The 18,614-nt window shown below is 60.0% G+C and carries 18 protein-coding genes; 9 read left to right on the top strand and 9 right to left on the bottom strand.

Annotated elements, in window-relative coordinates:
• The first annotated feature begins 9 nt into the window (after window positions 1-9).
• Window positions 10-501: a hypothetical protein gene (locus tag VII69_01155; protein HEY5093705.1), complete on the top strand. Its 492-nt coding sequence runs from the start codon at window positions 10-12 to the stop codon at window positions 499-501.
• On the opposite strand, the gene VII69_01160 is transcribed toward VII69_01155, so the two are convergent.
• A complete protein-coding gene (locus VII69_01160) occupies window positions 498-2,444 on the bottom strand; it encodes a GMC family oxidoreductase N-terminal domain-containing protein (protein HEY5093706.1) in 1,947 nt (648 codons plus the stop codon). The two genes, VII69_01155 and VII69_01160, sit on opposite strands and share 4 nt — an antisense overlap.
• A 106-nt stretch (window positions 2,445-2,550) precedes the next feature.
• Between VII69_01160 and VII69_01165 the strand changes: the two genes are divergently transcribed.
• Both VII69_01165 and VII69_01170 read left to right on the top strand, forming a co-directional pair.
• Window positions 2,551-3,441 carry a proline dehydrogenase family protein gene (locus tag VII69_01165; GenBank protein HEY5093707.1) on the top strand — a complete coding sequence of 297 codons (891 nt, stop codon included), beginning with the start codon at window positions 2,551-2,553 and terminating at the stop codon, window positions 3,439-3,441.
• Window positions 3,438-4,019: a hypothetical protein gene (locus tag VII69_01170; GenBank protein HEY5093708.1), complete on the top strand. Its 582-nt coding sequence runs from the start codon at window positions 3,438-3,440 to the stop codon at window positions 4,017-4,019. Before VII69_01165 ends, VII69_01170 begins: the two co-directional genes overlap by 4 nt.
• Here the strand turns inward: VII69_01170 and VII69_01175 are convergent.
• Entirely contained in the window at window positions 4,005-5,441 is a 1,437-nt protein-coding gene (locus VII69_01175) for an amino acid permease (GenBank protein HEY5093709.1), read from the bottom strand. The two genes, VII69_01170 and VII69_01175, sit on opposite strands and share 15 nt — an antisense overlap.
• A 3-nt stretch (window positions 5,442-5,444) precedes the next feature.
• On the bottom strand, window positions 5,445-5,951 hold the full coding sequence (locus VII69_01180) for a DUF2269 domain-containing protein (GenBank protein HEY5093710.1): 507 nt from the start codon (window positions 5,949-5,951) through the stop codon (window positions 5,445-5,447).
• 55 nt (window positions 5,952-6,006) lie between these two features.
• Here VII69_01180 and VII69_01185 point away from each other — a divergent pair, with 55 nt between their 5' ends.
• Complete coding sequence (locus VII69_01185; protein HEY5093711.1) at window positions 6,007-6,462, top strand: TMEM175 family protein; 456 nt, start codon at window positions 6,007-6,009, stop codon at window positions 6,460-6,462.
• Between the two features lie 220 nt (window positions 6,463-6,682).
• Here VII69_01185 and VII69_01190 read toward each other — a convergent pair whose 3' ends face one another.
• Window positions 6,683-7,984: a hypothetical protein gene (locus VII69_01190; protein ID HEY5093712.1), complete on the bottom strand. Its 1,302-nt coding sequence runs from the start codon at window positions 7,982-7,984 to the stop codon at window positions 6,683-6,685.
• A gap of 50 nt (window positions 7,985-8,034) precedes the next feature.
• Between VII69_01190 and VII69_01195 the strand changes: the two genes are divergently transcribed.
• On the top strand, window positions 8,035-8,949 hold the full coding sequence (locus tag VII69_01195) for a 2-dehydropantoate 2-reductase N-terminal domain-containing protein (protein ID HEY5093713.1): 915 nt from the start codon (window positions 8,035-8,037) through the stop codon (window positions 8,947-8,949).
• 13 nt (window positions 8,950-8,962) lie between these two features.
• Here VII69_01195 and VII69_01200 read toward each other — a convergent pair whose 3' ends face one another.
• Window positions 8,963-11,086, bottom strand: a complete 2,124-nt coding sequence (locus VII69_01200) for a hypothetical protein (protein HEY5093714.1) — start codon at window positions 11,084-11,086, stop codon at window positions 8,963-8,965.
• Window positions 11,087-11,330: 244 nt separating this feature from the next.
• On the opposite strand from VII69_01200, the gene VII69_01205 reads away from it, so the two are divergent.
• Window positions 11,331-11,756, top strand: coding sequence for a hypothetical protein (locus VII69_01205; GenBank protein HEY5093715.1), 426 nt, complete (start codon window positions 11,331-11,333; stop codon window positions 11,754-11,756).
• Between the two features lie 146 nt (window positions 11,757-11,902).
• Here VII69_01205 and VII69_01210 read toward each other — a convergent pair whose 3' ends face one another.
• Entirely contained in the window at window positions 11,903-12,178 is a 276-nt protein-coding gene (locus VII69_01210; GenBank protein HEY5093716.1) for a hypothetical protein, read from the bottom strand.
• 409 nt (window positions 12,179-12,587) lie between these two features.
• On the opposite strand from VII69_01210, the gene VII69_01215 reads away from it, so the two are divergent.
• Window positions 12,588-13,013, top strand: a complete 426-nt coding sequence (locus tag VII69_01215; protein HEY5093717.1) for a hypothetical protein — start codon at window positions 12,588-12,590, stop codon at window positions 13,011-13,013.
• Between the two features lie 66 nt (window positions 13,014-13,079).
• On the opposite strand, the gene VII69_01220 is transcribed toward VII69_01215, so the two are convergent.
• Both VII69_01220 and VII69_01225 read right to left on the bottom strand, forming a co-directional pair.
• A complete protein-coding gene (locus tag VII69_01220; GenBank protein HEY5093718.1) occupies window positions 13,080-13,841 on the bottom strand; it encodes a hypothetical protein in 762 nt (253 codons plus the stop codon).
• A gap of 119 nt (window positions 13,842-13,960) precedes the next feature.
• Window positions 13,961-14,122 carry a hypothetical protein gene (locus VII69_01225; protein ID HEY5093719.1) on the bottom strand — a complete coding sequence of 54 codons (162 nt, stop codon included), beginning with the start codon at window positions 14,120-14,122 and terminating at the stop codon, window positions 13,961-13,963.
• A 236-nt stretch (window positions 14,123-14,358) separates the two neighbouring features.
• Here VII69_01225 and VII69_01230 point away from each other — a divergent pair, with 236 nt between their 5' ends.
• A complete protein-coding gene (locus VII69_01230; GenBank protein HEY5093720.1) occupies window positions 14,359-15,387 on the top strand; it encodes a hypothetical protein in 1,029 nt (342 codons plus the stop codon).
• Window positions 15,388-15,639: 252 nt separating this feature from the next.
• The gene (locus VII69_01235; GenBank protein HEY5093721.1) at window positions 15,640-16,260 is read left to right on the top strand and encodes a choice-of-anchor tandem repeat GloVer-containing protein; all 621 of its coding nucleotides are present in this window, start codon (window positions 15,640-15,642) and stop codon (window positions 16,258-16,260) included.
• A 662-nt stretch (window positions 16,261-16,922) separates the two neighbouring features.
• On the opposite strand, the gene VII69_01240 is transcribed toward VII69_01235, so the two are convergent.
• Window positions 16,923-18,278, bottom strand: coding sequence for an NHL repeat-containing protein (locus VII69_01240; protein ID HEY5093722.1), 1,356 nt, complete (start codon window positions 18,276-18,278; stop codon window positions 16,923-16,925).
• Window positions 18,279-18,614: the final 336 nt, after the last annotated feature.

Raw genomic sequence — 18,614 nt, forward strand, 5'->3', positions numbered from 1 at the left:
AGGTTCACGGTGAGCATGCATGTCCGATCGGTCTTGGGGATTTGCGCCGCTGCAGCCCTCGCGTCGGCAAGCGCCGCGGCCGCTGCTGCGGACCCCACACCGGTGCCCGTTCAGTCGGCCCCCGCGAGTCCATACAGTCACGTTCCCATCCCCGGCAATCGGGTCACGTTCGACGGCACGGTCGGCGGACAGAAAACCGCGTGGGCGTACTACAGTAAATTTTGGCTCGAGCACTACATCTCAGTCACAGTCGATGCGTCCGAGTTCGCTATCCAAGGCGGCCAACTCGACGACGAATTGGGTCGCATCTCAAATCACGTCATCACCTTTCCCAACGGTACGCACGCGACCGTGGATTCCATCCAGCCTTTCAAGTACAGAGACAGACTCGATCTTGAAGTGAGAGTCACCGTGTCCGACGGTTCGCTTCGCGGCAAAGACGTGTGGACCACGGCCGCAGAGCTGGTCGATGGCGCCGGGCTCCCATACGTGAAGATCTAAAGCGCTGAAATCAAGCTCGCCGTCCTGTGCGCCAGCGCCATGATTGTGAGCATGGGATTCACCCCCGACGACAACGGAAAGACCGACGCGTCTGCCACGAACAACCCGCGCGCGCCATGGACGGCGCCGCTTGCGTTCACCACGCCGCGTGCCGGGTCGGCATGCATCCGGCACGTCCCCATTTGATGCGCGGAGAACACGCCGAGCCGATTTGGCCCGGCGCCGCGGCGCGCGATCGCATCTCCGAACGCGCGACGCCCGGCGGAGTCGGCGTGTTCGATCGAGAGTTCGAGCGGATCCGTGTGCAACGTCGTCACTTTCGTCGCGCCCGCCGCGAAGAGAATGTCGGTGACACCGGCCAGCGCGCGAAGCATGTGGCCGGCGTCGTACGGCGACAGGCTATACGTCACATCGTCGCGGCCGTCGAGCGAGACCGAGCCTTCGCCGCGATCGCGTGTCAATGCGATCAGGGCGGCGTCGAAGCGCGAGTCACGCATCAACGCAGAATGTGCCGCTCTTCCTCGCCACGGTAGAGCGAGTCCCATGAGTCCCGGATGCGCGGGCGCGGCCTCGATCATCGCGCCGTAGCCGTCGTCGAGATCGGCGAACGCGTCGGAATAGGCGGACTGCATCGGCCCGTTCCAACACTGCACCGGATGTTCGAACTGCCCGAACGCGGCGGTGGTCGGGTGCAGGTACAGATGCCGGCCCAGATGTGCGGACGACACACCGCTGCGGGCTAAGATGCCCGGAGTCCGCAAGCTGCCGGCCGCCACAACGACGATAGGGGCGTTGACGCGCAACGATTTGCAAAGCATCCGGCCGCCGGCCTCTGACTCATAGGAGATGATCGCCTCCACACCGCGCGTCATCCCGTCGCCCACGAGCACGCGCTCGACCTGCGCGCCGGCGACGACCTTGGCGTTTGCCGCGACCGCATCGAGCAGATACGTTGCGGCGACGGAACGCTTGTAGCCATATGCGCAGCCGAAGCCGCAATAGCCGCAACCTTCGCCGCATCCGGAACGGTTGCACGGCACGACCCCGGCGCGCAGATCCGCAGCTCGGCACCCTCGCAGCAGCACCGCGTTGTTCTCGTTGTGCGATGCCGCCGGCTCCACGCGCAGCCTCGCCGATACGGCGTCGTAGTGCGCGGCCAGCCCGAGATCGAAGTCCACACCGCCGCTAGCCAAACTCCACTGTTGCGCGATCATCTCGGGCAGCCGCAGACTGGTGCACCAGTTGATGACGGTGCCGCCGCCCACGCATGCACCCGCCAAGACGGCGACACTAAGGTCTTCCGACGAGCAGAGCGCCGCCTCCAAGTAGAAGCGGCCGAACGCGTTGGCCTCAAGCTGATCGAATTGCGCCGGATCCGATGACGGCCCCGCCTCGAGCACGACGACGCGCCTGCCGGCTTGCGCCAAAACGGCGGCCGCAACGCCGCCTCCCGCACCGGAACCGACGACGACGACGTCCGCATCGATGACGCCGGATTCTACGGCGAAGAGCGGCAACGCCGTGGGTGCAGGCCGCCGGTCCGATCGCGGGCCGGCGTAGCCGATCTGCGGCCACATCGGATTGCGATTGTTTTCGTCGGGCGCGCCGTACGCCATAAAACCGGCCAATCGCTTAAAAGCCTGGAATCCCGTGCGCAGCGGCGCGATCGGGTTGTCGGACATCGCCAGCAGCAGTCGTTCGCGCTGGTCCTGCGTCAACGCGGCAAACCGTGCCGGCCTTCCGATAAGCAACAGCGAGAGCCACGGGCCGTCGAGCAGCCTCAGCAACGCGCGCAGTTTGGCGAGGCGATGCGGCGCGAGAAGCAGGAGCGCTCGTTCGACGGCGGCTGCGGCTGTCGCGAAATCTGAGTCTTCGGGCGCAAATGTGCTCTGCAGCGTCACGAGCACGCTGCACTCGGACTGAGAGAGCGAAGGGCCGGCCATGGCGGTTCGTGCGGGCAAGCCTCGACGGCTTCCTGCGATGGATCGCGGGCAACGTCGCGGTCCGGCTCAGGAAAAGGGGAGGCGCATGCCGTAGCGACCCAAAGACATGACCAACATCGCCGATTTTCTCATCGCGCGCCCTCATCTCCAACGGCGGCTGTTCTTTCTCGCACGGCGCTTCGTGCCCGGTGAGACGATCGAGAGCGCGGTCGGCGCGGTCCGCTCGCTCAACGCCGACAAGCTCTCCGCCACGCTCGATTTTCTTGGTGAAGACGTCTTCAACGAGGCCGACGCCGCGCACACCACCGAGACCTACATCAACATGATCGACGCCATCGGTCACGCCGGCGTCGACTCCAACGTCTCTGTCAAGCTTAGCGCGATCGGGCAAGCGATGAGTGAGGATCTCGCCGTCGCAAATCTCAATCGAATCATCGAGCGCGCCAGACCTTCGAACATGTTCGTCCGTCTCGACATGGAGGGCTCGAAAACGGTCGATTCCACGTATCGCATCATGGAGCGCGCCCGTGCGGACTACGAGCACGTCGGCCCCGTCGTGCAGGCTTATCTTCGCCGAGCTTCAGGCGACGTCGATCGCCTGATCAGCGCGGGCGTGCGGGTGCGCCTTTGCAAAGGCGCGTACGGAGAGCCGGAGGACGTGGCGATTCAGGAGATGCCGCTCATCCGCCGCAACTACGCGCAGCTTGCCGAAAAGCTGCTCGGACAGGGCACGTACCCGGGCATCGCCACGCACGACGACTATCTCATTGACGCCGTCCGCGCGTTCGTCGAGCGCGAGAACATCCCGTCGGACCGGTTCGAATATCAGATGCTCTACGGCATCCGCCCGGAAAAACAGAAGGCGATCGTCGCCGGCGGCTATCGGATGCGCGTATACGTGCCGTTCGGCACGCACTGGGCGGGCTATTTCGCGCGTAGGCTCGGCGAGCGCAAAGAGAACGTCTATTTCGTCTTGCGGAGCTTGTTCAGCCGTTGACGGTCGGCTTTCACTTCGGATCCGTCTACGTGCGCGGGCAGTCGATGCCCGACGTTTTGCGTGCGCTGGCCGAATTCATGGATGAATCGGACCACGAACGGCTCGACGAGCGCGGGCTCGAACCCACTCCGGATGAGGTCACGAGCGAGAAGATCGTCCGCAGTTTCGCGGTGCTTCCGGCACACGGCGAATGGATCGCGGTGCTTGAAGACGGCCACTCGTTCGACGACGGCGGCGTGGCCGAGGGACTGAGCGACCTATTACAGACCGAAACGCTGCACCTGGCGTATAGCGATAGCGAGGCGCATTGGCACTACGAGTTGTTTTTGGACGGTCACGCGCTCGAATCCGGCGGCGCGGACGACCTCGACTACGACGTCACGGCTTTGGACTTCGTCGATCAGTACGAACTGCCGCACTTCGGAGTCTACTACGAAGAGGTGGCCGCCGCCGCCGGTCCCGACGCGCCCGCGCTCGCGGGTTCATTGGAAGTGATCGGCGATATCCGTCCGACCGTACCGATCGGAACCGAGATACGGACGTTCGCCCGCCCGCCGATAGCGCTACCCGCGTATTGAAGGCCCGGCGTGCGCCGGGGTACCTCGCGCCCGCAACCAGTACACGGGTACGGCGAGCGCGATGATTCCAAGCCCGATCAGCGAGCGCAATGGAGCCGCGATGATCACCTCCGCGAGCAGCCACACCGTCGTCGCCACGAAAAGGGCGGGGACCACCGGATAGCCGCTCACCCGATATGGCCGGTCAGCGTCGGGCTCCTTGCGGCGCAAGACGAACACCGACAACCCGGTCAATCCGTAGAAGACCCAGCCGGTGAAGATCTCAAAATCGCTGAGCGAGTCGAACGAACCTAAAAGGACGAGCACCGCCGCCAAGATTCCAAGGGCCAATACCGAGCGGACCGGTACGCGGCCGCCCTCCGACACGCGCGCAAGCCACGGCAGAAAAAAACCATCGCCGGAATAGGCGTAGACGATTCGCGCGATGGTCATGACGGAAACGTGCAGTGTCGCGATGACGGAAACGACTAGGAGCGCCGCCGCGATGCCCCGCGCAGCCGGACCGAAGAGCGTTCCGACCACCTCGATGCCCACCGACGACGCCGGCGACAGACCGGCGATCGAAGCTGATGAGAGGATGTAGAAGTACGCGACGTTTGCCGCCGCATACAAGAAAATGACGATCATCATGCTCGCGATCAGCGCGACGGGTATCGCCCGCCCGGGATTTTTCACTTCTCCCGCGACATAGGTGAGCGCCGCCCAACCGTTATAGGCGTACAGCGCTCCGACCATCGCGGCGGCAAAGCCGGTCGCACCGCCGCGCGCCGACGCGGCGATGCCCGCACACGAACCGCCGAATCCGCTCGCCGCGAAATGGTGCCAATCGCCGTGCCCCAAGGCAAACGCGGCGACGGTGAGACCGCCAACCATCAGCACTTTCAAGATGGTGAGGAGCGTGGCGATCGTGCCGTTCACGTGCACCGGCGCGCAGTTGATGAGGGCGACCACGGCGAGAATGGCGATACCCGTACATTGGGTGCCGGTCACGGCGATCTGCCAGTGCATGAGCGGAATGTGGATCGCAAACGTATCGAGCGCTCCACCGGTCAACAGGTTGATGAAGATCGCGGCGCCCGCGGCGAGCGCCGCGCACGTGGCAGGACCATACAAGAAGAAGATGGTCCAGCCGTACGCGAACGCCAGCGGTTGGCCGAATGCGCGGCGCAGGAAGGCATACGGACCGCCCGAGTGCGGTGTCAACGCGCCAAGTTCGGCAAACGTCAGAGCGCCGCACAACGCGAGAATCCCGGCGGCCACCCAGGCGACGACGACGAGATCCGGCGATCCGACATTGCACGTCATGGCGCGCGCTTTGAGGAAGATACCCTGGCCGATGATGTTGCAGATGATGAGCGACGCCGCAGCGGTGATTCCCAGCGCTCGGATGAGTTCAGGGCGACTGGAACTTGCGGCCGGCATCGGTCAGTGAAAGGCGGGAAGGTGGGGTTTCAGCACCATCAAGCAGACCGCAACGACGGGTGCCAGCAGCGCGATCATTCCCCAAACATTCCAGTTCGCGGATAATCTCTTGTAGCGCGCCTCGTCAAGTGCGCCCGTCTTCACGGCCTCCGACGCGGCCACTTCCATCGCGCGCTGCGCGCGCGCGATCGGCCCGAACGCGATTCCAGAGATGATGAACAAGATTATCGACCACAGTATCCAGCCCGTGGCCAGAATCGGGATGTGTTCTGCGATTGCGGTCGCAATGCCGCCGGCCAACAGCACGATCACCGACGGGATCGTGAACCAGCGATCGGCCACAATGATCGAGCGCAGCGTGTGCGCCATGATGCGCGGATCGCGGGTTCGATCGGCGGCATCTTTCCAAAACACCCCAAGCGAAATATTTCCGAGGAACACGATAACCGCGGCGACGTGGATGAGCTTGAACCAGAGATACATCGGGGCGTCGTTCCGCTTGGAGAGCACTCGGTTCCTTTCAGCAGACAGGGGAACGCTTTGCGGCAACGCCAACACTCGTTCGATGCAATCGAGCGTTCCGCAAGAGACGCACCGGTTGGCGCCGATGCGCGGCCTGCATCTCAACCGGGTGGAAAGTCTGACCGACGGCGTGTTCGCCATCGCCATGACGATCCTCGTCTTCGACTTGAAGAGCACAGCATCCGGCCATGGCGATTCGGGCGCGCTGCTCGCCTATCTCGGCTCGATCACCGGCAACTTCATCATCTATGTCATCGGCTTTTTTCTGCTCGGATTGTTCTGGTTCTACTATCACAAGCAATTGCATCGCATCGTACGCACCGACGACGGGCTCGTCTGGCTCAACCTGTGTTTCCTGTTCACGGTGACCCTCGTGCCGTATACGGCGTACGTCTACGGCGCCTACTATGGCGCGCGGCTTGCTAGCCTGATCTATTGCGCCAAATATCTTCGCAGTCGGTCTCTTCCAACTGTGGCATTGGCTGCACGCCGCGAATAAGGACATGCTGGATTTGCGGGTGACGCCCCTCATGCGCGCCGAAACGACGGCGCGTTCTTTTGTCGTGTTGGGCTGTTACGCATTAGCCTTTGCCATCGCGCTCGTGAACCAGTACGTCTTTTTTGTGGCGTTCTGGTTCATCCCGATCGCATTGATCGTGACCTCGCGCGTGATGCGGCGGAGGTATGCCGGCGCAGCACCGCCGCTGAGCTCACGCGTTTTACCGCGTTGTCGGCGTGCACCAAAACGCCGACTGCAACAGGCCGGAAGTGCCGCTGCTAGTCGTCTGAACACCGATGGCCCACACGTCCTTTGGAGAGATGTCCACGACGGCGCGATATATGCCGGTTCCCATCTCTTCGGGTCGTTGGACAGCATTCCAGGATATGCCATTCCAATGCAAACCCAGAGGGCCACGTAAAGCGGCACCGCTGACGACATATCCAACTGCCCAGATATCCTTTGTACTGGAACCACTTACAGCGGTAAGATAATTGTCTTGATGTCTTGCGCCGACGCTGGGACTAGGAACGTAGGACCAAATAGATCCATTCCAGTGCGCTGTGTATGTGAGTGATATTTGGCCGTTCGGGTTGTTTGCGGGAATGGAATAGGACCCCACAACCCAAGCGTTGGATGGAGATTTCGCGTAAATACCCGCTAGATCCGGGTCGTGATAAAGATGCGGATTGGGCTGAGCGGGATTGGGCACGATAGACCATTTATTTCCGTCGAAATGTTCGATAAATACGTGAGAACGATTGTGAAAGATATAGAAACCAAGAAGCCAAACGTCCGATCCGGACGTGCCGCTGACATCGTAGATCATGAGCTCGTCCAACCCGTTCGGGCCTTTCGGCGGAAGTATCTTCACTGAGTTCCAGGTAGTGCCGTTCCACCGGTCGACAAACGACCCGATAGTATCACTCGGAGTGTAACCCCATCCGATCGCCCAAACATCATTAGCCGAGAACGCTCGAACGTGCGTCGCAAATGCCGGCTCAATCAAACTCGGGTCCAATGGTAGAAAATCTTGAGTCCAGCTAGATCCATCAAAATGTAATGCGTAAGGCCCGGTCGAGAAACGATGACTTCCCCACCCAACTGCCCAAATGTTGTTGTCGGCGGTGGCCGATATCGACTCCTCAAACCCAAGATAATCGAAACCGGGAACAGGTAAAATTGACCATCGGACGCCGTCCCAATGCCCAAAGCCGGGAGAGAGCGCATCCCCGGCGGCCCAAACATCGTTTGGACCGATGGCGGTAACTGAACCGATAGTTTCTCCGTCTTTAGGAATATGACCGGGCCACATCGGGAACGACGCCCAAGAACAAACGTTGGACGCCATGCTGGGACCCGTCGGCCACAAGAATAAGACCGCAAGCACTCCAACTAACGTATGCGCAATACGCATTGGCAAACTCCTTAGCGGGCCGCAATTGAAATGAGGAATTGCGAGTTCGAGCGACCGTTCGCGCATTTCAATCACTTTACTGCACTCGAACACGTGCACGATCACCTTTTTGCATCTTGGCATGAGGACCGCGCCGAGAATCAAAACACCCGGGTGTGAAGATAGCAATCTTTGGTGCGGGCGTTCAAGGGACGCTCTACGGCGTTCGTCTCGCGCGCGCAGGTCATGACGTCACGCTGATCGCCAGGGGAAAGCGGGCGGTCGAGCTGAGCAGCCAGGGAGCCGTCGTCGAAGAGGCGCTCTCCGGTCGAACCGATACCATGAAACTCCCTATCGTTGAAGCGCTGACGCCGAACGTGGCGGCCGATCTTTGTTTTATCACCGTCCGCCGCGAGCAGTTGATGGACGTGCTCCCCGCGTGCGCGGCTGCGCACGAAATCAAGCGGTTCGTCTTCATGGTCAATCACGCAAACGGCTCGGACGCTTTCTTCACCGCAATCGGACGCGACCGAGTGGTGCTCGGGTTTCCAGGGGCGGCCGGTGGCATCGAAAATGGCGTGGACTATTATGTCGAGGTCGCGGAGCAAGCCACGGCGATAGAGGCCATTGCGCCCGACGTCGCAGCCGTTCTCAAGGGCGCCGGCTTTCGGGTCGAGCTCGTCGGCGACATGGACTCTTGGTTGAAGCGCCACGCAGTGTTCGTGACCGCGATCTGCGGTGGGATCTACACGGCGGGGGGCGACGCGCATCGCCTTTCCACCGATCCCGCTCTCGTGCGTGAAATCATCTTGGCGGTTCGCGAAGGCTGGAGCGCACTCGACGCGCACGGCGCCGCCCCGGCGCCATTGCCTTTGCGCGTGATTTTCTGTTGGATGCCGCTGCCGTTTGCGGTCAAGTACTGGTGCCGGCTTTTTGGCTCAGAACGCGGCGAACACTATTTCGCCCGGCACGCGCGACATGCCGCGCTCGAGATGCGCGCGCTCGCGGCCGACGTCCGCGCACTTAGCGGAGATTTCGCGATGCCGCACTTGCGGGTCTTATACGCCGCCATCGACCGGGCCGCGACGTGAGCGCGAGCCGATATCAAGCACCCTTTTCCGCGCCGATATACCGGATCCACTTCAAGAAGAGCGCCGGCTTCGTGGACAAGCTGTTCGGGTCGCCGTAGACCGCGTAGAACTCGTTCTTCGAGGTCAAGATGTGAAACGCCACGCTTATGTTAGCCGCGTTGAGCGGCGTGAAATCCGGCGGCGCGAATGAAACGGGAAGATTTGGCCCGATAAGCCGGCGCGCTCCTAGATCGAACGACGCATTGCGGCTTATCTGCCAGTCGAGACTCGCGCGTTCGAGCCACTGACGTCCGGATTGTTCGCCCGGATACGACGTCGCATATTGATTCTCGTCGGACTCGAGCGTGATGTGCAGGTCGCGTGCCATCGGTTGCGTGGTGACATACGTCCAGCTATCGAGTCTTCCATGATAGTAGGCGCCGGAAAGATTCTGCACGTAGGTCGGCGTCGTCGTGTTGGACTTGTAACCCAAGAACTCGCCGTTCGTGTTGAACGGCAGTAGTTGATTGGAGGTGGTCAGGATATTCGCCGAGCCCATGAACACGTTGAGGCGAATCTGATCGCGGAAGTCAACCGTGAACGTCTGGCTTGCGTTGACCTGCGCAAGTTCGCCCGTGTGAGTGCGGAAGTTCGTGGAATACCAGTTGAACGAGGCGTCGCGGATCGGGGCTGATGGGGAGAAATTCCAATTCCGCGTGACGCTGCTCTCGAGGCCCGCGGTATCCGATTGTGCGACAAAGCCATCCGCGGGCAAATATTGCGCGCCGACCGCTTGGTACGACAAGACTGCGGTTGTGAGAGGGCTTGCGTATCCGGTCCCGATCTCAAAGTAGTTGGCCAAGCTCGGATCGGTCACGTCGGTGCCGCGATCCTGGCCATTGTTGGCATAGAGGAACAGGTCCGATCTCTTGCTCACGTAGCCGGTGGTGAACGTGTCGACGCGATCGTGAAAACCCGGCGCGTCCACTCCGACTTGCTGAAAGTCCGCGCCATACGTAGACGAAGGTCCCCGCACGAAGTAATTGAGCGCGCTCGCCTGATCATTCCGCTCGAAACCCGAGGTATCGTACGAGCCGAAGGAAATCGGGCCTTGCGTTCCCTCCACCGCGTAACCGTCGCGAAATGTCGGGATTATCGGCGTGTACAGGCTGGTCGGACAGTTGATGCAGCCGATGGCAACATTGTAATACTGTGTGAGTTGCGTGAAAAAAGGCCGCACTTCGGCGAATTGGCGTTGGAACGCGTTCGGGGCGATCGTCTGCTGATCCACTTCGACGTTGGAATAGTCGGGGTGGAGGGTCGACACGAACGATGCGGTTGGCGTGACCGGAAGCGATAGGTCCGCGCCCACGCGTGATGTGCTGCCACCTTGTTTGGGCGTCGTCATCTCGCTAAGTCCGTAGAGTTGGAGGCGCGGTCTCGGCGTCGCCGGCGCCATCGCAGACTTCACGCGCTTCGCCACATCCAGCATCGTGCCGGCGTACGACGGATCGCCGATGCTGCGCTGACCGGGCAGGTACGACCACAGCGCCGTGCTGCCGGTCGAGACTGCGGTCCGCGTGAATTCGGCCCTCCACTGGGTGGAACCGCCCGTGCGCATCAAGTTGAACGGGATTCGCATGGTCACGGAATAGCCGGTCGGCGTGATTTTCGCCGCGGCAGTCCATTGCGGCGAGTACGCGGTGTTTTCGCTCGACGTCTGGTAGCGAGCGCCGCGCGGATTCGCGCTGAAGGTATAGACGAAGCCGCCAGTGCCTTGGGGGAATAGGTAGACCGTGACGTTGTCGTCGTTGTCGACGCCCGGTCCATTTGTCTCCTGAGCAGCGGTGAGGCTTTCCTGTTGCGTGACGACGAATCCGATGTCGAGCGCGCCGTCGTCCTGCGCCGCGTAGATAGAGGTCGGCTCGGTCGCGGCACGACGATACGAGAAGTCGTAGTCGAGCGAAAGCTTTGCGGCCGTGGACCAACTCGCATCGATGTCGCCCCGCATCGCCGGCGCTTGTTCGACCAGCGGAAGCGTGAAACGGGGCAAGCCGTCTGCTAGTGCGGCGCACGGCATTGCGAGCGCGATCACAATGGCGGTCATCGAAACTAACGAATTAGTTTTCATGCGCCGTAGATTGCCGCGCTTCGCCATGCGTCTCCTCCCGCCGGCCCGGACTGGCGCAGTTAGTGAAGCGATCGTACGGAATATGTCTCGAATCAATAAATGAATTTTGAGTTCGAATTGTCGATCATTAAGAGTTAATTCAATATCCTCGGACGCTAGCCGGACGGTCCCATGATAGCGTTGACTCAGGAGTCAGCCGGCGGATCCACGCGTTCGCGCAATGGAATCGAAGGCAAGCTCCATCCACCAACTAAGAAAGGTAAGGCAGCTCATGTCAATTCGGATTAAGAGTTTGGGATTCGTCGGCTCTGCTTTGTTGGCCGTCGGCGCCACCATGGCGATGCAGGCGTCACCGACTCTTGCAGCCCAACCGGCCGTCTACGCTCGGCCCACGATCATCAACGCGGGTCCCGCTCGCGTCATGCCGGACTCGCAAGTCCCGTGCGGCGTACAATTCACGTTCACGTTGAACCCGAATCAAACAGCGCAATTCTTCACATTTGGCTGGGATCCGGCCAATTTCATACAGTGGACCGTTATGAACGATACCAACAATTCGAGCGGTCCTATCGTGTCCCTCACAAACGTCGCCACGCAGCGCACATCCTCGACCGCTGTGACCTATTGGCTGACGGTCCAAAACCTGACGGCGTCAAGCCAGAACATCGAAGGACGATTCTGCACGATGCATCGCTAAACGACCAACACTGCAAGGCCGACCCTGTAGGAGGGCAAGCATCGCTTGCCCATCTGTGGGGCCGACCTTTATGCGGGGTCGGCTACCTGGCGGCCACCCTTCCAAGCGTCATGGACCATCCGGTTTCGCGGTGCTTCTGCGGCGGCTCATGGGTTCGGATGATTCGACCATGCTTCGTTTCTGTTCGGGTCGAACTTCACGCGACCTCCGCCGAGCATTTTGACGAGGATCTTTGCGAGAAGGTCGTCGTAGTCGGTCGCCGGGCTCAAATCAAACGAGAAATCAAAGCTTGGACTGGCGGGGTTGGCTGCTGCGATGTTCTTGGGCGGTCCGACGTGGATGCCGCCGCCGCTGATCACGTGATCCGTGTCCGTGATTATCGCCGTGCGAACGGCGTTGAATACATTGTAAGCTCGCGCCATGTATGCGCTTGGATGCCGGCGGCGGAAGCCGTCGCTTTGCCATCATCGCGCGATCGCTTCGCAAGCTGATAGCCGACTTCGGCGACGCCGAGTACGACACCGGCGACGATCAATCCAAGAAGCCGTGAATCGATGCCGTTGAACATACGGTCTTCCTCGCGAATTCGATTCCAATGTCGCACGTGTTCGCGAACATTCTGTTCGTTTCGTGGCAGAGGAAAGCGGGTCGCATAAAGTCTCCGTGGACGAGTCGGTCCACGGCCGGACGTTTGCCGTCTGCGATTCGTACGCCGGCGGCACGGCGGCGTGTTAGCGTGTCGTGGAGAGTGAGGCACCGCTTTGGGCGGACCACATGCCGAAGCTGGTGGCGCGCTCCTCCAATTGCATATCGAGAAGGGAGAATTATCTCATGTCACATCAAATCAAGCGGGTCGGTCTCTTCGGCAGCGCTCTGCTGGCCGTCGGCGCCGCCATTGCGATGCAAACGGCACCGTCATTGTCGGCGCCGATCAGCAACAATCCACGACCGTTGACCATCAACGCCGGACCCGTTCGTCCTCAGCCCGACGCCCAAGTTCCATGCGGCGTGCAATTCACGTTCACGCTGAACCCGAATCAGACGGCGCAGTTCTTCACGTTCGGCTGGAATCCGGCTGATACGACGGTGTGGACGGTCATGAACGACACTATCAATTCCAGCAATCCGGCCGTTTCGCTCACAAACGTCGCCACGCAACGCACATCCTCGACAGCCGTGACCTATTGGCTCACGGTCCAGAATCTCACGTCAAGCAGCCAGAATATTGAGGGGCGCTTCTGCACACTACATCGCTAAATGAGCGAGCAGTGGCTTATGATGGCAAAGGGGCGGCGCAGATCGGGCCGTCCCTTCGCGATCGCGTCACGCACGTACGTCGTCGGGCTCGGCGATAAAATCCTTATGCGTAATGGTGAGATAAATCACGAGGCTTGCTATCACGAGTAGGAAGATGGCACTTGTGGCAGTGGTTCCGAGTCCGATGCCGCCATCCTGGGGTGTCTGCGATAGGAGGTCGCCCATCGACGCCCCGAGCGGGCGAGTCAGGACGTATGCGATCCAAAACGCGAGAACGCCGTCTATCTTGAAGACGTAGTAGCCAAGCGCTGTTATGGCGATAAGCGCGGCGAACACGAGCGCCGACGCTCCGTAGCCGAGGCCTGAAGCCTCCCCGAGAAGATCGCCTGCCGACGTTCCGAGGGCGAATGTGAAGAGGATCGCAGCCCAGTAGAATAGCTCCCGCTTCGTCGTGCGGATGGAATGCACCGACAGATTTTGTTCGCTTTGCCACCATGTGAAGAACACGATCGCGAGCGCAATACTGAAGGCAATCGTTGTCGTCTGCAAGCTGATGCCCAAATTGTCTACCAAGTTGTCGGAGATCAGCGTTCCGACGACGCTCACCAACACCACGACCGTCCAATAGACGGCCGGGATGTACCGGTTTCGAGTGAGTTGGATGACGAGGGCGATGAGAAAGAGCGCGCTCATGACCAGCGACGTCTTACCGAGGCCGAAACCCATCCGATCGTTCAAGAAATCGGCGACAGTCTCGCCGACGGTTGTGGACAATATCTTGATCACCCAGAAGATCAGCGCGATCTGCGGGACCTTATTAAAAATCAACAGCGCCCTCTCGGGCGCCGATGATTGAAGAGGTATCGTCGTCATCATTTGTTATTTCGCTGACGTCGACGCGTTCTCCACCTGAGGCACATTCATGCACGGTTCATCTGTAGCGACAATTATACGTGTTGATCGACGTAAATCGGATTTCCGTCCGGATCTTCAAGTATAAAAAATGCGAGCGCGTCGTCGTCAAATAATGCCGTGGCGTCTGTCTTGAATGGTGGCAGCCCCAACGCCTTCACGGTAACTGCGGTCGGCGCAGGTTCCGCAGTAATCACGGTCGCGGATTCAAGACAGAATTCGTTCCCGGTTAACGTCACTGTGCCGTAATCGATAAGCTATCTTGGCTCTAGCACGCAAACCCGAGCGGAGTCCAGCTGCGCGATGGAGTCAGCGGGGCTTTGGCCCCAGCCTGGTCACTTCACCGCGCGAACGCTGCGTGGTATGATTCTGCTAACGTCGACGCAGAATATGCGTCGGCTGGCAGCGTCTTTTTATGAGGGAAGGCAAAAACATGAAATCGATCCATGGTTTGGTATTGCGCGTTGCCGCGCTTGTCGTCGGGTCCGCAATCGTAGGCGCGAGCATCGCTTCCAATCCAGCTACGGCTCAAGACGTCAATTCAATGCTCAAGGCGCTCAGCATCACGACGTGCTCGACGTCGGGTGCTTGCAAGCAGTTCAAGAACACCGGTTCGGGTGCCGGCGTCAAGGGTGTCGCAGGCAGCGGGAATGGCGTCATCGCCCAGTCGACGGGCGGAAGCGCCACCCTCTCGACCTCGACGAATGGCGATGGCGTTCAAGCCTACTCAAGCAACCATAACGGAATGGATTCCGGCACCGACAACAATAGCACGACACATCCTGGCCGCTCGGGCGTCTATGGCCATGATGATTCGACGGACGGAGGCGCCATTAATGCAGGCGTCTTCGGTCTCTCATCCTTCGGCACCGGCGTCTACGGTTTCTCATCCAACGGCACGGGGGGCGCCTTCGAGAACGACAGCGACGGCAGTTACACGCTCTTTGCACGGGCCGAATCGACCGATGGATTTCCATTCGGTGCGTACAGTCCGAATGGTGATTTCTATATCGATAATGTGGGCAACGCGGTCGCGAGCGGCGCGATGTACGCGACCGCGTTCATCGTCAATAGCGATGTGGTCACCCAAGACGGGCGACATGTCATGTCCTACGCCTCGCGATCGGCTGACGCTGAAATGTCCGACGTCGGCACGGGCAGCATCACGGATGGACACGGGATCGTCCAACTCGATCCGGCATTCGCACGGACGTTAGACATGCGGTCCGGCTACCATGTATTCTTGACGCCGATGGGCGACAGCAAGGGGCTTTATATCGCTTCGAAGTCGCCGGCTAGCTTCGAAGTGCGCGAGTCGCAAGGCGGCCAGTCGACGCTTTCGTTTGACTACCGAATCATCGGGCGAGCGGCGGGGGTCAAATCGGGCCGACTCCCGGCCGTCAGACTCTCGGCGCCTGGAATCCTTCGCCAGCACGCGCCAGGCCACGTTCCAACTCGCTAGCGACAACGACATCACAACGCAACGATCGCCGCACCTCGCGGCGGTCGTTTGCTTGCGTACGCGCGCCCTTGCAATTCTTGCCTCGCACGGCGTCAGATTAAGTCCGAGAACGGACATCTTGCCCCAGCGAGGTCAAGATAGACAGTGTCCACGTACACAATTCATTTAACTGCGCCCTGGCCCAACCGCGCGTGAGCCAGACACGCCGGACACATTTCGTTCTCCCAAATATACGGGGCATCACTATACCGCGTGACAAATTCGCCCGGCCAACTGCCTAAAGTGGGCGAAAAGCGCGGCATCGGGTACGTTGAGTTGGGTCTGCAGAACTATGCAGAGCATGAGCGTGTCCGTTACAGTTTTCAGGGCGGAAATGACGGGTCGGATCCAACGGGCAACCTCATTGCAGATTCGAGCGGCGCTCTCTACGGCACGACGGCCGACGGCAACGCCTTGGGATACGGTATCGTGTTCAAACTTACGCCATCGGGATCCGGCTACGTCGAGAGTATCCTTTACGCTTTCGGGGGTGGAACCGACGGCCAACGTCCGATGGCGGGTCTGATCGCCGATTCGACTGGCGCGCTGTACGGCACGACCTATGTGGGCGGCAACGGCCTTCCATTATGCGGCACCAGTATTGGCTGCGGTACTGTATTCAAGCTCACGCCATCTGGGAACAGCTACACAGAAAGTATTCTTTATCGCTTTCAATACAATCCCCCCGGGCCAGGAGTTTGGGATGGCGCATTTCCCTATTCCGGCGTGGTTGCCGATGCAAGTGGCGCACTGTTCGGCACAACGTACGGCGGCACACAATCAACGCGGCGAACAGCAAGAGCCAGAGATTGGCGAGATACGCCAAAGCAATAGTCCAGCGCCGCGCAGGATCAAGCACCGGACCGGGAACGAGCGTGACGTGTTTCGTCTGCGCGTCCCGGCGAACCGAAAGAGCGATCGGCCGGCCGTTAAGTGGTTGAAAGATCTCTTCAAACCGCTCGAAGAGCGTGTTCGGCCTTATGTCGATGAGATCACCGTTATGAAGGCCAGCACGATCGGCCGGGCCACCGGGATCGACCGCGAGGACTGAGACGTGATATGGCTCCGCTGACGCGCCGAAGTATGCACCGCATAACCCGTACCAAGGCGGAGCGCCGCCAGCCCCAAGCGTATCAAAAACGGACGCCACGGTGACGAGCGCCGTGACCGCGCACAATGTCAAAAGCGCCAAGCGCCATGCAGCCGGTGTCATGGGGAGTTGTTATACGGGCCGGGCACTGGTTCGCCGCCTCTGCGACGCTCCGTAAATCCCTAATCCTGTGTTCCTTCATCTGGTCCGCGCCGTCTTCCCACACCGTCTCACATCGTGTCACACAGAGTCTCTTGAAGTGGGGACTAAGCGATGTCGTCGCGCTCGAAGTGAGAATAAGAAATCGGGGGTGCTGAACGGGCCAACTCGCCGCACGTCGGCTGTCTACAACGAGGAGGCCACCGCAATGATACGGTGGCCTTCCCCCTGGAAAAACTATCGATCCCTAATGGACGACAATCACCGTTCGCATCTTGTTCGTATTGTAGTGATACTGGCAACCGATCATGTAGAAACCGGGCGAGCCAGTCTCGTAGACGGGAGACTTTTTGCTTGGATTAAGGCTACCGGTCGCCCATCCCGTTGTTCCGATGGCGGTACCGGCAGGCGATTGAGTTGTGGAACCGTTGAACGATCCAGGCCACGGAGCATTGTTCGCAGTCGCGTTCCCGAGGAAGGCGGCCGAGTGCGGAAGTGTGTCGACATTTTGAAACAGAACCAATTCGCCCATGTTGAGACTAATCGTTTGTGTTTGGGTCGATTGAGTGCCGACTGCGTAGCCTAGCTCGAACCCGTAGTTTGGATCGTTGAAGGAAATTTCACCGTTGAGGCGGATCCCGATGGTGGTGGTGAAAAGTTCTAACGCCACACCAGCGGCACCGCTGATTCCTGCAGTGATCGTGGGAGTGGTCTGTGTTCCATTCTTTGTGAAGGTTGTTATGCTGTTGGTGTAACTGTTCGAGACGTAGATCTTACCGTTCCCGTCGACCTTCAGGCTGTTGGGCCCGCTCAGCCCGGCAGTGATCGTGGGAGTGGTCTGTGTGCCGTTTTTCGTGTAGGTTGTCACGGTGCCGTTGGCACTGTTCGCGACGTAGATCTTGCCGTTCCCGTCGACCGCCACGTCCTGCGGCCCGCTAATCCCGACGGTGATCGTCGGAGTGGTCCGTATTCCATTCTTCGTGTAGGTTGTCACCCTGTTGCTGCTCTGGTTCGTGACGTAGATCTTGCCATTCTTATCGACCGCCACCCCGGCGGGAACGCTCACCCCAGCGGTGATCGTTGGAGTGGTCTGTATTCCGTCCTTCGTGTAGGTTGTAACGCTGTTACTGAAATACTGCGACACGTAAATCTTGCCGGCCGCATCGACCGCCACGCCGACGGGATAACTCATCCCTGCAGTGATGGTCGGGGTGGTCGGCGTTCCATCCTTCTTATAGGTATTCACACTATAGTTTTCCGAGTTCGCGACGTAGATCTTGCCGGACAAGTCAACCGCCGCGAGGTGTGGACTATTCAGCCCAGTAATGGTCGGAGTGGTCTGTGATCCGTTGCCGGTATACGTCGTTATGCTGCCGGTGGTATAGCTCGTGACGTAGATCCGCATGGGTCCACTTGCGGTATTGGAAATCTCGTCGAATGTTGGGGACGTTAGGCTGAACTGCCACAGCGCCGGAGCCGGCTGGAGTGCTCCGCCACCCGCTGCCGGCTTACTCGAAATGGGGGCGATGCCACCGCTTCCGCTGCACGATGCGAGCAGAACAACTCCCGCCAGTGCCGGCCAAAAAATCCGAAAATGTTTCATGACTAATCCCTTTCAATCTTAGGTTGCAATTATCAAGTATTGGTGGCTGTGGGATGAGCCCCGTCAGCTAATCGTGGGAGGTGTTCTGCGTGCCATCTCGGTTGTACTTCGTTACCGTGTTTTCGGGCGGGTACGGGACCACCAAAGGGAATAAGCCGGCCGCCAAAAGCGATTAGCGCGCCAATGAAAGAAGGTCTGGAGTGACCCCCGCCGGAGCTGGACACCCTATTAGCGAAAGCATCGCTAGGAAGGTGTCAGATGCGCAAGCAGCAGCAACTCCCGTCACCCGAAGCCGAGAAGTTCGATCGGTGGACCGCGCAGCGTAAGGCTGCGATC

The sequence above is a fragment of the Candidatus Eremiobacteraceae bacterium genome (genome assembly GCA_036511855.1).
GTDB lineage: Bacteria > Vulcanimicrobiota > Vulcanimicrobiia > Eremiobacterales > Eremiobacteraceae > JABCYQ01.

Bases quoted from the DNA above. Each gene is read 5' to 3' on its own strand.
- VII69_01160 (HEY5093706.1), bottom strand. From the start codon at position 2,444: ATGGCCGGCCCTTCGCTCTCTCAGTCCGAGTGCAGCGTGCTCGTGACG.
- VII69_01165 (HEY5093707.1), top strand. From the start codon at position 2,551: ATGACCAACATCGCCGATTTTCTCATCGCGCGCCCTCATCTCCAACGG.
- VII69_01175 (HEY5093709.1), bottom strand. From the start codon at position 5,441: ATGCCGGCCGCAAGTTCCAGTCGCCCTGAACTCATCCGAGCGCTGGGA.
- VII69_01185 (HEY5093711.1), top strand. From the start codon at position 6,007: ATGCAATCGAGCGTTCCGCAAGAGACGCACCGGTTGGCGCCGATGCGC.
- VII69_01200 (HEY5093714.1), bottom strand. From the start codon at position 11,086: ATGGCGAAGCGCGGCAATCTACGGCGCATGAAAACTAATTCGTTAGTT.
- VII69_01205 (HEY5093715.1), top strand. From the start codon at position 11,331: ATGTCAATTCGGATTAAGAGTTTGGGATTCGTCGGCTCTGCTTTGTTG.
- VII69_01210 (HEY5093716.1), bottom strand. From the start codon at position 12,178: ATGGCGCGAGCTTACAATGTATTCAACGCCGTTCGCACGGCGATAATC.
- VII69_01215 (HEY5093717.1), top strand. From the start codon at position 12,588: ATGTCACATCAAATCAAGCGGGTCGGTCTCTTCGGCAGCGCTCTGCTG.
- VII69_01230 (HEY5093720.1), top strand. From the start codon at position 14,359: ATGAAATCGATCCATGGTTTGGTATTGCGCGTTGCCGCGCTTGTCGTC.
- VII69_01240 (HEY5093722.1), bottom strand. From the start codon at position 18,278: ATGAAACATTTTCGGATTTTTTGGCCGGCACTGGCGGGAGTTGTTCTG.